General features: G+C 73.4%; 13 protein-coding genes and 1 pseudogene. 6 read left to right on the top strand and 8 right to left on the bottom strand.

The features are described from left to right. Nucleotides 1-3 precede the first annotated feature (3 nt). From PV721_RS12835 to PV721_RS12820, 4 genes are read right to left on the bottom strand one after another with little or no spacing between them, the layout of a single operon-like run. Nucleotides 4-1,077, bottom strand: coding sequence for an NAD(P)H-dependent flavin oxidoreductase (locus tag PV721_RS12835; RefSeq protein WP_319723465.1), 1,074 nt, complete (start codon nucleotides 1,075-1,077; stop codon nucleotides 4-6). Between the two features lie 4 nt (nucleotides 1,078-1,081). Next, entirely contained in the window at nucleotides 1,082-1,828 is a 747-nt protein-coding gene (locus PV721_RS12830) for a CoA-transferase subunit beta (protein WP_319723463.1), read from the bottom strand. Further along, complete coding sequence (locus tag PV721_RS12825) at nucleotides 1,825-2,679, bottom strand: CoA transferase subunit A (RefSeq protein WP_319723461.1); 855 nt, start codon at nucleotides 2,677-2,679, stop codon at nucleotides 1,825-1,827. The genes PV721_RS12830 and PV721_RS12825 overlap by 4 nt, the downstream gene beginning before the upstream one ends. Further along, a complete protein-coding gene (locus PV721_RS12820) occupies nucleotides 2,676-3,425 on the bottom strand; it encodes an enoyl-CoA hydratase family protein (protein WP_319723459.1) in 750 nt (249 codons plus the stop codon). Before PV721_RS12820 ends, PV721_RS12825 begins: the two co-directional genes overlap by 4 nt. A 56-nt stretch (nucleotides 3,426-3,481) precedes the next feature. On the opposite strand from PV721_RS12820, the gene PV721_RS12815 reads away from it, so the two are divergent. The 4 genes from PV721_RS12815 (at nucleotide 3,482) to PV721_RS12800 (ending at nucleotide 7,118) form a co-directional block, all read left to right on the top strand. Further along, on the top strand, nucleotides 3,482-4,246 hold the full coding sequence (locus PV721_RS12815; RefSeq protein WP_319723457.1) for an SDR family oxidoreductase: 765 nt from the start codon (nucleotides 3,482-3,484) through the stop codon (nucleotides 4,244-4,246). Nucleotide 4,247: 1 nt separating this feature from the next. Continuing rightward, complete coding sequence (locus PV721_RS12810) at nucleotides 4,248-5,159, top strand: SDR family oxidoreductase (protein ID WP_319723456.1); 912 nt, start codon at nucleotides 4,248-4,250, stop codon at nucleotides 5,157-5,159. Nucleotides 5,160-5,241: 82 nt separating this feature from the next. Further along, complete coding sequence (locus PV721_RS12805; RefSeq protein ID WP_319723454.1) at nucleotides 5,242-5,685, top strand: VOC family protein; 444 nt, start codon at nucleotides 5,242-5,244, stop codon at nucleotides 5,683-5,685. A gap of 170 nt (nucleotides 5,686-5,855) precedes the next feature. Next, the gene (locus PV721_RS12800) at nucleotides 5,856-7,118 is read left to right on the top strand and encodes a Gfo/Idh/MocA family oxidoreductase (protein WP_319723452.1); all 1,263 of its coding nucleotides are present in this window, start codon (nucleotides 5,856-5,858) and stop codon (nucleotides 7,116-7,118) included. A gap of 443 nt (nucleotides 7,119-7,561) precedes the next feature. On the opposite strand, the gene PV721_RS12795 is transcribed toward PV721_RS12800, so the two are convergent. After that, nucleotides 7,562-8,245 carry an HAD family acid phosphatase gene (locus PV721_RS12795; protein ID WP_319723450.1) on the bottom strand — a complete coding sequence of 228 codons (684 nt, stop codon included), beginning with the start codon at nucleotides 8,243-8,245 and terminating at the stop codon, nucleotides 7,562-7,564. 133 nt (nucleotides 8,246-8,378) lie between these two features. Further along, nucleotides 8,379-9,248: a hypothetical protein gene (locus PV721_RS12790; RefSeq protein WP_319723448.1), complete on the bottom strand. Its 870-nt coding sequence runs from the start codon at nucleotides 9,246-9,248 to the stop codon at nucleotides 8,379-8,381. Nucleotides 9,249-9,478: 230 nt separating this feature from the next. Between PV721_RS12790 and PV721_RS12785 the strand changes: the two genes are divergently transcribed. Together PV721_RS12785 and PV721_RS12780 are read left to right on the top strand one after the other, a co-directional pair. Further along, nucleotides 9,479-10,231 (top strand): S1 family peptidase, encoded by a 753-nt coding sequence (locus PV721_RS12785; RefSeq protein WP_416371085.1) that lies wholly within the window; start codon nucleotides 9,479-9,481, stop codon nucleotides 10,229-10,231. A 205-nt stretch (nucleotides 10,232-10,436) separates the two neighbouring features. After that, nucleotides 10,437-10,830: pseudogene (locus PV721_RS12780) on the top strand (response regulator transcription factor); the annotation flags it as partial. Nucleotides 10,831-11,112: 282 nt separating this feature from the next. On the opposite strand, the gene PV721_RS12775 reads toward PV721_RS12780, so the two are convergent. Both PV721_RS12775 and PV721_RS12770 read right to left on the bottom strand, forming a co-directional pair. Then, on the bottom strand, nucleotides 11,113-11,472 hold the full coding sequence (locus PV721_RS12775; RefSeq protein ID WP_319723444.1) for a transcriptional regulator: 360 nt from the start codon (nucleotides 11,470-11,472) through the stop codon (nucleotides 11,113-11,115). After that, the gene (locus PV721_RS12770; RefSeq protein WP_319723442.1) at nucleotides 11,469-11,891 is read right to left on the bottom strand and encodes a hypothetical protein; all 423 of its coding nucleotides are present in this window, start codon (nucleotides 11,889-11,891) and stop codon (nucleotides 11,469-11,471) included. Before PV721_RS12770 ends, PV721_RS12775 begins: the two co-directional genes overlap by 4 nt. Nucleotides 11,892-12,106 lie beyond the last annotated feature (215 nt).

Genomic DNA, 12,106 nt, shown 5'->3' with positions numbered 1-12,106 from the left:
GGATCACCCTGGTGGTGGCAGGGTGCGGAGCGAGTGCAGTGCTTCGAGTGCCTGTTGTGCCTCGGCCATGACGCGGGAGACGAGCTCCGCGCAGGACGGGAGATCGTCGATCACCCCCGCGACCTGGCCCGATGCCATGACGCCGAGGTCCGTACGGCCCTCGACCATGGACGCCTTGAGGAGCATCGGGGTGTTCGCGGCGAGCAGGACCTGGCTCCAGGCCAGGTCCTTGCCGTGTTTCATCGCGAGGCCGTCGCGGACCATCTGAGGCCAGCTCAGACCGGACAGCTTCCGGAAGCCGGCCGCGTGCCGGACCGCCCGGGCCAGAGCCCGGGTGCGGCCCGCCCGCTCCAGGGAGTCGACCAGCGCGGTGCGCAGCATCCGGTGCGGCAGCCCGTCCACCGCGGTGGTGACCGTGACGTCCTTGACGGTGGCCTTCAGGTACTCGGCCTTCACGGCGTCCGGGACGGTGGAGTCCGAGGTCAGCAGGAAACGGGTGCCCATGGCGATGCCCGCGGCCCCGTACGACAGGGCCGCGACCAGGCCGCGCCCGTCGCTGAAGCCGCCCGCCGCGACCACCGGGATGTCCACGGCGTCCACCACCTGGGGCAGCAGCACCGTCGTGGCCACGTCCCCGGTGTGCCCGCCGCCCTCGCCGCCCTGCACGATCACCGCGTCGGCGCCCCAGGCCGCGACCTTCTCGGCGTGCCGCCGGGCCCCGATCGACGGGATGACGACCACGCCCGCCTCCTTGAGCCGCCCGATCAGCTCCTCGGAGGGCGTGAGCGCGAAGGAGGCGACTCGTACCCCCTCGTCGATGATCAGCTGGGCGCGTTCCGCCGCGTCCCCGGCGTCCGCGCGCAGATTGACCCCGAAGGGAGTCCCGTCCGGGACGCGGGACCTGACCTCACGGACCGCCGACCGCAGCTGGTCCACGGTCATCGTCGCCGAGGCCAGGATCCCCAGCGCCCCCGCGTTCGCCGCGCCCGACACCAGGCGGGGGCCGGCGACCCAGCCCATGCCGGTCTGCACGATCGGGTGCTCCACGCCGACCAGCTCGGTGAATGCCGTCTCCATCGGATCAGCCCCGCACTTCGCGCTCGCGCAGCCCCTTGGGGTCGATCACCTCGCGGATCAGCCGCAGCTCGTCCGCCGTCGGCTCCCGGGTGTACGGGACCTCTCCGGCGGCGGCCAGCTCGAACCCGGTGGCCGCCCGGACCTCCTCGACGGTGACCCCGGGGTGCACGCACGCCAGCCGCATCGCGTGGCCGGGGCCGCCGAAGTCGAGGACGCCGAGATCGCTGACCACCCGGGGGAGGTGGTGGAAGCGGGTCACCCCGGCCGCCTCGGCCCGGTCGTAGCCGACCCCGCTGACCATGTCCACGCGCTCCACGAACACCCGGGTGGAGTGCTTGGGGATCCAGTAACTCACCGGATTGTTGAGGGTGTTGACGGGGGCGCCGCGCACCCCCAGGAGCTGGCGGGCCGGCCGCTCCCAGTCGCCGATGCAGGAGATGTTCTGGTTGCCGAAGCGGTCGATCTGGCTGGCGCCCATCATCACGTGCCGCCGGCCGCCGGTGACCATGGTCAGGTGGCGCCGGTACGGCAGCCAGCCCTCGGGCGTGCCGTCGAGGCCGACGAGCAGGGCCTCGCCGTCGGTCAGGAGCAGGTCGGGGGAGAAGGTCCGCTTCGCGAGCCGGGCCCCGAAGGAGGGGATCAGGCCCATCGGGCTGGCGAGGACCTCGCCGTTGTCGCGCCAGGCCTCGGCGCAGGCGATCACGCAGTACTCGGCGCGGGTGACGGTCGGGGTGGTCGGCGTGGCGGTCACAGCTGCTGCTCCTCGTGCCAGGTCCGTACGGCGGACTGGTAGTCGTGCTCGCCCGCCCCGGAGAGGAAGCGTTCGGCGAACTCGGGCCAGGGGGTGGTCGCGTAGAGCTTCTGGAAGGGCTCGTCGCGGTCGTAGTCGGGGACGCAGGAGGTGAAGTGCGCACCGTTCGGGGTCTCCACGACCCCGGTGACCGAGTGGCGGCTGACGAGCAGGGACTGCGGAGGGCCGGCCTTGGCGAGCTCGGCGGTCCCGACGAGCTGCTCGCAGGAGACGTAGGCGGCGTCGGCGGCCTCGCAGAAGAGGTCGTCGAAGTACGGGTCCGGACCCAGGTACTGGGCGTTGCCGAGGCGGTCGGCCCGGTTCAGGTGGACCAGGGCGGCGTCCATGCGCAGGGCGGGGACGGCGACGAGCTCCTCGCCGTCGTCGTAGGGGGAGGTGACCGTGCGCAGCTCCGGGTTGACCCGCATCACGTCGGAGCCGAGGCCGGCGCGGACGGGCAGGAAGGGGAGCCGGTTGGCGGCGGCGTGCAGGCCCCACATGAACATGGCCTCGTCGAGCTCGGTGAGGGTGAAGGCGGCGCGCTCGCGGGCGGCCCGGAAGTGCGGCTCCAGCGGGATGGAGTCGAGGGTGGCGAAGGGGGCGACGAGTCGGCGGATGCGGCCGGCGGCGGCCAGCAGGCCGACGTCGGGGCCGCCGTACGAGATCACGGTGAGATCGGTGATCTCGGAGCGGAGCAGCGCCCGCACCAGGGCCATCGGCTTGCGACGCGATCCCCAGCCGCCGATGCCGATGGTCATCCCGCTCCGCAGCTGCCCGACCACATCTTCGGGGGTCATGGACTTGTCGGTCATGTGCGCTCTCCCTTCCCGGAGGCGTCGCGGACCCGGTCGGCCACGCCGCTGAGGTTGGCCTCGAAGGTGAAGCCCTGCTCGAAGCGGTAGCTGCGGCGCACGTCCACGGGGTCGATCCCGTTGATGGCCGCCTTGGCCAGCCGGATCAGGTAGCCGTCCTTGCGCGCGATCTCGGCGGCCAGCTCCAGGGCGGCGGAGCGCAGTTCGGCGCGCGGGACCACCTTCCAGACCGAGCCGTGCGCGTGCAGTTCGGCGGCGGTGGCGGTGCGCGAGGTGTAGTACAGCGCGCGCATCAGGTGCTGCGGGACCAGCCGGGCCAGGTGGGTGGCGGCGCCGAGGGCGCCCCGGTCGAGCTCGGGCAGGCCGAAGGCCGCGTCGTCGGAGGCGACGATCGCGTCGGCGTTGCCGACGAGGCCGATGCCGCCGCCCAGGCAGAAGCCGTTCACGGCCGCGACGACCGGTACCTCGCACTCGTAGACGGCGGCGAAGGCCTCGTAGCAGCCCCGGTTGGCGCCGATGAGGGCGGTGTGCCCGGTGTCGCGCTGCATCTCCTTGATGTCGACCCCGGCGTTGAAGCCGCGGCCCTCGGCGGCGAGGACGACGCAGCGGACCTCGGGGTCGCGGCCGGCGGCGCGGAGGGTGTCGGCGAGGTCGTACCAGCCCTGCACGGGCAGTGCGTTGACGGGCGGGAAGTCGACTGTGACGAGTGCGATGCCCTTGTCCGGGCTGGAGGTGGAGACACCCATGAGCGGATCAGCTACCTTTCCACCAAACATTTGTTAGGCGAGGAAGGTAGCAGCCCATGGAGCTCGACGGGAGGGTTGTCGTCGTCACCGGGGGAACCCGGGGCGTCGGCGCCGGGATCGCCCGGTCGTTCCTCGCGGCCGGCGCGGACGTCGTCGTCTGCGCCCGGCGGCCCCCGGACGAACCGGTCTCGGCGGGCGGCCGCAAGGCCTCCTTCAGTGCCGTCGACCTGCGCGATCCCGCCGCCGTGCGCGACTTCTTCGGCACGGTCGCCGGACGGTACGGGCGCCTCGACTGCCTGGTCAACAACGCGGGCGGCACCCCGTACCGGCTGCTGGGCGAGGGGGAGGCGGAACGCCACGCGCGGGTCGTCGAGCTGAACCTGGTGGCGCCGATGACGGCATCCCTGACGGCGTACCCGTGGCTGCGGGAGACCCGCGGCTCGGTGGTGATGATCGCCAGTGTCAGCGGCACCCGGCCCTCGCCGGGGACGGCCGCCTACGGGGCCGCGAAGGCCGGCCTGGAGAACCTGGCCCGGTCCATGGCCGTGGAATGGGCGCCCGAGGTACGCGTGAACTCGCTGGTCCTGGGCATGGTGCGGACCGAGCTGACGCACCTGCACTACGGCGACGAGGCCGGGGTCGCGGCCGTGGCCGCCACCGTCCCGCTCGGGCGGCTGGCGCAGCCCTCGGACGTGGGGGAGGCGGCCGTGTTCCTGGCCTCCGGCCGGGCGGCGTACGTGAGCGGGGCGAGCCTGCTGGTGCACGGCGGCGGGGAGCGCCCGGCGTTTCTGGATGCGGCAACCGTGAACAAGGAGAGCTGAGATGGCGGGACTGTGCGAAGGCCGGGTCGTGGTCGTGACGGGAGCTGGTCGGGGGCTGGGCCGGGCCCATGCACTGGCCTTCGCGGCCGAGGGGGCGCAGGTCGTCGTCAACGACCTGGGGGTGGGGCTGGACGGGCTGCCGGGGCCGGACGGCCCGGCGGCGCAGGTCGTCGCCGAGATCGAGGCGCTGGGCGGGGAGGCGGTGGCGCACGGCGGGGACATCGCGACCTCCCGGGGCGCGACCTCCCTCGTCGAGACGGCGCTCGGCGCGTTCGGGCGCCTCGACACCCTGGTCAACAACGCGGGGTTCCTGCGGGACCGGATGCTGGTCAACCTGGACGAGGACGACTGGGACGCGGTCATGCGGGTCCACCTGAAGGGGCACTTCCTGCCGCTGCGGGCGGCGGCCGCATGGTGGCGGGCGGAGGCGAAGGCCGGCCGGCAGACGGCGGCCCGGGTGGTCAACACCTCCTCGGGGGCCGGGCTGCTGGGCTCGGTCGGCCAGGGCAACTACAGCGCGGCCAAGGCCGGGATCCTCGGCCTCACGATGGTCGCGGCGGCGGAGATGGGCCGGTACGGGGTCCAGGTCAACGCGATCGCCCCGGCGGCCCGGACCCGGATGACGGAGGAGACCTTCGCGCAGACCATGGCCGCCCCGGAGGAGGGCGGCTTCGACGCGATGGCCCCGGAGAACGTGTCCCCGCTGGTGGTGTGGCTGGGCTCGGACGCCTCGGCCGGGGTCACGGGCCGGGTCTTCGAGGCGGAGGGCGGCCGGATCACGGTGATGGAGGGCTGGCGGCCGGGCCCCACGGCCGACCGCGACTCCCGCCGGACCCCCGCGGAGGCGGGCGAGACCACGCTGAAACTCCTCGCCGCGGCGCAGGCTCCGCTGCCGGTGTACGGCGCGCGGTAGCGGGCCGCCTCCGGTCCCGGCGGCGGGACCGGAGGCTAAGGTTCCTGGTCCGGGACAAGAGCCGAAAGGACACGAACCGACCATGGCCGTCACGCCGACCCCGCAGAAGATCACCACGTTTCTGATGTTCGAGGGGCGGGCCGAGGAAGCCATGGGCTTCTACGTCTCGCTGTTCGACGACGCGGAGGTGCTCGCCGTCAGCCGCTACGGCCCCGACGAGAGCGGACCCGGAGCCGGCCCCGAGGGAACGGTGCGCCACGCGACCTTCTCCCTGGCCGGACAGCAGTTCATGTGCATCGACAGCCCGGCCGAGCACGCGTTCGGCTTCACGCCCGCGGTGTCGCTGTACGTCCAGTGCGAGGACGAGGCCGAGATCGACCACCTCTACGGCGCGCTCGCCGAGCAGGGCCAGGAGCTGATGCCCCTGGGCTCGTACGGATTCAGCCACCGGTTCGGCTGGGTGAACGACCGCTTCGGCGTCTCCTGGCAGCTGAACGTCGCGGCCCCGCCCAGCGCGGGCGGGTGACGGGCCCGGCTCAGGCGCCGGCGCCGGCCGGCCGCGCCCTCCCGCGCGGTCCCGCGGTGCGGATCACGTACGGGTGAAGGGGGGTGTCGGGCGGGACGTGCGGCCGCTAGCTTCTCCCGGGAAAGCGCTTGCTGCGCGCGGCAACCGGTTCGGGAAGCGGGGCTGAGCCCATGTCCGACACCATCACGCTCGCCGTCGTCGGGGCGGGGGACCGGGGGAGCGGTTACGCCCGATGGGCCCTGGCCCACCCGGAGCGGGCCCGGGTGGTCGCGGTCGCCGAACCGCGCGCGCCCCGGCGGGAGCGGCTCGCCGCCGCCCACGGCATCGACGCCCACCACGTGCTCGGCGACTGGCGGGAGCTGGCCGCCCTCGGGCGGATCGCGGACGCGGTGCTCGTCTGCACCCTGGACCGCGACCACCTGGAGCCGGTCCTCGCGTTCGCCGCGCTCGGCTACCACATCATGCTGGAGAAGCCGATGGCCCTCACGGAGGACGAGTGCCGGCGCATCGTCGACGCCGTCGAGCGGGCGGGCGTCATCCTCTCCGTCGGGCACGTCCTGCGCTACACGCCCTACACGCGGACCCTCAAGGACGTCGTCGACTCCGGCCGCATCGGCGACGTCGTGAGCGTCCAGCACCTGGAGCCGGTCGGCTTCTGGCACCAGGCCCACTCGTTCGTACGGGGCAACTGGCGGCGCGCCGACGAGGCGACGACCATGCTGATGGCCAAGTCCTGCCACGACCTGGACTGGCTCCAGTACGTGCTGGGGCGCCCGCCCGTACGGGTCTCCAGCTTCGGCCGGCTCTCCCACTTCCGGCCCGAGAACAGGCCGCCGGGTGCGGCGGACCGCTGCCTGGACTGCGGGGTCGAGCCTGACTGCCCGTACTCCGCCGTGCGCGAGTACGGCGACCGGCTGGCCGACGGCCGCCACCGCTGGCCGCTGAGCGTGCTGATCGACGAGTTCACCCCGCGGGCCCTGGAGACCGCACTGCGGGAGGGGCCCTACGGGCGGTGCGTGTACGCGTGCGACAACGACGTCGTCGACCACCAGGTGGTGGCCATGGAGTTCGACTCCGGGGCGACGGCCACCTTCACCATGACCGCCTTCACCGAGCAGGCGGACCGCCACACCCGGATCTTCGGAACCCGCGGCGAACTGCGGGGCGACGGCCGCGGCATCACGGTCTACGACTTCCTGACCCGCACCGAGGAGCAGGTCGCCATCGGCGGGGGCGGGCCGATGGACGCCGCGGGCGGGCACGGCGGCGGCGACGCCGGCCTCATGGACGCCTTCGTCGCCGCCGTCGCCACCGGCGACCCGGGCCTGGTCAGGTCCGGACCGCAGGAGTCGCTCACCAGCCACCTGACCGTCCTGGCCGCCGAACGGGCCCGCTGCTCCGGCACGGTGGAACCGGTCGGGCCGCCGGTGTAGGCCGTCTCTGACCCGACAAGATCCAAAAGAGACGACCCAGGGGCCACAACGAAGCGGGCCCGGCCCCCTGGCGAGGGGTCGGGACCGGGTCTTCGTTTCCTGCGGTGGGATATGACTACCCGCTACATCCACTCGCTGAACCGCCCCCGGCCCAACATGTTGTCCTCGCCCGTTCCGAGACCGCCGGCTCCAGGTCTCGAGGCCTGCGGCGCCGGCCCGCCCGGTCCGCCCGGTCCGCCCCGGCCCGTACGGCTCGCGCCGCACCGCCCGCGCGCAGGCCGCCACCGCCGGCCACGGCCGGGCCGGGTGACGGGCGCCCTCCGGGAACTGCTCGGCGGCGGTGACGGGTGCGGCCCACCCCGGCCCGGGCGCCACGATCGGGCCGGCGGTGGCCTTCGGCTGGGCGGCGGTCAATGCCTCGCCGCGACCCTCGAACCCTCGGGTCAGGACAGCTTGCCGTTGTAGTCCGGCAGCTTGACGGTGCGTTCGGCGTGACCGCCGACGAGGTCGGTCGGGCTGTTGCCGATGTTGGCGACGATCGTGTAGCCGCGGGCCTCGATCTCCGCGCGCTTCTCCGTCTTGTAGGCGCTGACCTCGTCGAACAGGTCGGGCAGGTCACGGACGTAGAGCCCCGAGACGGGGTAGCCGACCGCCTTGAGGTTGCGCTCGGTGAGGGACTGGATGATCCCCGGGCGGGCGGTGACGAAGAAGACGGCGACCCCGCGGGCGTGCGCGTACTGGGTCAGGGCGCGGACCTTGGCGATCGCCGGGGTCGGGAAGGTCCAGAACCAGTGGAAGTCCGTCTCCAGCGAGGTGTTGTCGATGTCGAGGACGAGCGCCGGCTTCTCGCCGGCGGGCGAGGCGGCGATGCGCTGCTCGATGCCGGGGCGGGCCGCGTCGATCACGGCGGCCACGTCCCGCTGCCAGGTGGCGTAGTCGATGCCGAGGATCGCCGCGTTGCCGCCGGGCGCGGAGGCGGACGCGGAGACGGCGGCGGGGGCCGGCACCGGGGCGCCGACGGGGGCCGCCTGGGCGGCGGTGGCCGGAACCAGCGTCATGACGGTGGCCGCTGCGGCCACGCCGACGGCGGCGGTACGGGACATACGGGTGCGGCGGGTGCTGCGCATGGGGGGCGCTCCTCGGTCACGAATTGACGTGTACGCGACCAGAGTTGGCGAGATCCGCCCCCATGTCTACTGGCCGGTAAGAAACTTTTCGTGGCCGACCGGTGAATGAAGATCGTCCGGATGCCCCCTGTTGCTAGGTCTCGCAGTCGAGCACGGTGCGGCACAGACCGCACCGGGCCCGGAGCCGCCCGCGCACCGGCAGCCGCAGCCGCTGGCCGCACACCGGGCAGGGGAAGCTCACCCGCAGTCCGGACCCGGGGCCGGGGTCCGCGCGTTCGAAGCGGTACGCCGGTCCGTCGGCCGAGTGGTCCGCCGGTCCTCCCGCCGGGGTGGGCCCGGTGCGCCGCGCCTTCGCGTACCGCCGCCGCGCCAGTGTGCCCGCGGCCGCCAGCGGGGGCCGGCGGTGGTCCCGCTCGGCCAGCGCGCGCCCGCGGACGTACGCCTCGTACGCCTGCGGGCTGGTGAACCAGGTGGAGGGGTCCTCGCCGAGCAGCGCGGCCCGTTTGGCGAGGACGTAGCCGAACTCCTCGGGGGTGAGGTAGCCGAACTTCTGGTGGGTGAGCGCGTCCTCGCGGTACGCGTCGAGCAGCAGCCAGCCCGCCCCGAGGTAGGCGGCGGCGGTGTCGGTGAGGATCTCGTTCTCCCCGGTGCCGGGGAAGCGCAGGTCCAGCCGGTGCAGCAGGACGTGGGTGACCTCGTGGGACAGGGCCGCCGCCAGGTCCCGGCGATGGGTGCGGAAGCGGTCGCTGACCTCGACGAAGTACTCGGGGCCCGCGGCCAGTTCCACGGTCGCCGCCTGTTCCATCGGCCGGAAGGCGACCACCACGCGCGCATCGGGCAGCCGGAGCGCGCGCACCATCGCCGAGGCCACCCGCTGCGCGCCCAGGTGCAGGTCGTCGGTGGCGTCGAAGGCGGCGTCGGCGGGCGCGAAGCTCGTGTCGTAGGCACGGATCCCGTCGGCCGACAGTCGCCGGAAGAGCGCGGTGATCGAGGCCCGCACCATCGCCAGATGTGGAAATCCATGCTTGATCGGACCTCCGGGCCCGCCCTTCTGCGTCACAGCGTCCCCTTCGCCGCAAACCCTGCCGCCCGAACGGATGATTGGCCGAAAATGCGTTCTTGATGGCGCCCGCGGCTCTGATGTGTCATGGACCCGTCATTCACCCAATGACGCGCACGGCCCAACCCCCCACGAAAGGCAGTGTGTTGACTGTGACCACCCTTGTGCAGTTCATGAAGCGCAGCCTCGCAGTCGGAGCGGTCGCCCTCGCGGCCGTCAGCCTCCAGCCCGGCTCCGCCTCCGCCGGCACGGCCCCCGTCGTCGGCGGCACGCGCGCCGCCCAGGGCGAGTTCCCCTTCATGGTGCGCCTCTCCATGGGCTGCGGCGGCGCCCTCTACACCCAGCAGATCGTCCTCACCGCCGCCCACTGCGTGAGCGGCTCCGGCAACAACACCTCCATCACCGCCACCGCCGGAGTCGTCGACCTCAACAGCTCCAGCGCCATCAAGGTCAAGTCCACCAAGGTCCTGCGCGCCCCCGGCTACAACGGCAGCGGCAAGGACTGGGCCCTGATCAAGCTCGCCAAGCCCATCAACCTGCCCACCCTCAAGATCGCCGAGACCAAGCAGTACGACAACGGCACCTTCACCGTCGCCGGCTGGGGCGCCACCCGCGAGGGCGGCGGCCAGCAGCGCTACCTCATGAAGGCCACCGTCCCCTTCGTCTCCGACGCCAGCTGTCAGGCCTCGTACGGCAGCTCCCTCATCCCGGCCGAGGAGATCTGTGCCGGCTACGACCAGGGCGGCGTCGACACCTGCCAGGGCGACTCCGGCGGCCCGATGTTCCGCCGCGACAACAACAACGCCTGGATCCAGGTCGGCATAGTCAGCTGGGGCGAAGGCTGCGCCCGCCCCGACTATCCGGGTGTCTACACCGAGGTCTCCACCTTCGCCGCCGCGATCAAGAGCGCCGCGGCGAGCATGTAGCACCCCCTCGTCCTTCCGGCCGGGCGCGAACGCAGCGAACCGGCCGGAAGGACGAGGCGCCCCGCCCCGCCCGTACACAAGGCCGGCTTGAGCACCGCACGAACAACCCGGCGGTCCGCCGTACGGTTGCGGGCCGACCCGCCCTCCGGTCCCCTGGGAGGCGACCGGAGGCGGCAGCGGCGGGCGGGAGCGGGGCAGGTGGCGCATGGCGATCAGAGCGGTCATCGCGGACGACCAGGACATGGCGGACATCGAGGTCGTCGCCGACGTCGTCCACGGCGAGGCCGCCCTCGCCGCCGTGGCCGAGCACCGCCCCGACGTCCTCCTCCTCGACATCCGCATGCCGAAGATGGACGGCCTCGAAGTAACCCGGCGCCTGTCCGGCAGCGACACACCACACATCGTCATCGTCACCACCTTCGACCTCGACGAGTACGTCCACGCGGCGCTCCACGGCGGAGCATCCGGCTTCCTCCTGAGGGACGCCAGCCCGGCCATGCTGGTTGAAGCGGTCCCCGCGGGTGGCGGTCGGCGACTCCCTCGTCCCGCCGGCCATCACGGTGCGGCTGCTGCGCGAGATGGCCCCGCCCACCCCGGCGCCTCCGCCGGGGCCGGGTGTCTGCCGGGGCGCTTTCGGCGGCTCCGAACGCGGCAGCCATGGAGGCGGCTTCGCCCGACGCCGGTCCGGGCACCGCTTCCGCTGGGGGCGGGTGTGTGTCGGGGCGCTCCCCGCAGGGCGTCGAACGCAAGGTGGCTCGGCCCGCCGCCCCGGCGCGTCTGGCCGCGGGCCGCGGGCCGAGAACCCTGCTGCCTGAGTTGGCCGGCCGGTCAGTCCGGCCCCACCCGAACCGGCGAAGCCCGCCGCCCGGCCCGCGCAGGGCCTAGCCCAGCACGATCGCCCGCAGCGCGGCCAGGTGGCGCTCGTACACGGTCCTGCCCTCGGGGGTCAGCGAGAGCCAGGTGCGCGGTCGGCGCCCCACGCGGCCCTTGCGGACCGACACCCAGCCCGCCTCCTCCAGCGCCGCGACCTGCTTGGACAGAGCCGAGTCCGTGACCTCGACCAGGTCCCGTACGAAACCGAACTCGGCCTTGTCGAGCGGAACCAGCGCCGCCACCACCGACAGCCGTACGGGCGCGTTCAGCAGCGGCGCCAGGTCGTGCCGCGGATGACCGGCCCGCTTCGCCTCCGCCCCGGCCGGGGCGGAGGCCCCCGCTGCGCCCGTGGTCTCCCCGTCCGTCATGCCGCACCCCGCATCTCGGTCCACGCGCCGAGCGCGAGCGGCAGCGCACACGCCAGCGCGGCCCCCGCCGCGAAGGGCACGCTGCGGCCGAACACCGTGGTGCCGAGGAGGACCATCAGGGCGAAGACCGTCGCCCAGGACCCGATCAGCACCCCGTGCTTCAGGCCGAAGCCCCGGCGCACGACGCGCTGCCGCGCCGCGTACACGCTGAGCCCGCTCACGAGCAGCACGTTGATCACCCCCATCACCGTCGCCGCGACCGGACCGCGCCCCAGCACGGCCACCGGGACGAGCACCAGCTGCCCGGCGGCGAACGCGCACAGGTAGCGCGCGTACCAGCCGCTCCGCGCCCGGGCCGCCTTCTCCATTCCGGCCGCCCGGCCCAACGCCCCGGCCGCCGCCTCCGTCGCCTCGTTCATGACTCCCCCTCGTCCGGACACTCATCGGTCGTTTTCCAATATGGCGACCACTTTCCATATTGGCAAGTACTTGGCGCCCGGGAATGCCGATGGCCGACGCATCCCAGGGGCATCCCAGGGGCACCCCCCAAGCACCCCCCAAGCACCGCCCGAAGCCGCGCCCGGACCCGCGCGGCTTCGGGCGGTGCTTGGGGGGTGCTTGGGGGGTGCCCCTG

This window comes from Streptomyces sp. MB09-01 (assembly GCF_033794505.1).
Taxonomy (GTDB): Bacteria; Actinomycetota; Actinomycetes; order Streptomycetales; family Streptomycetaceae; genus Streptomyces.
Note: the sequence above shows the minus strand (reverse complement) of the source record. Positions and strands in the feature narration are given on the sequence as shown.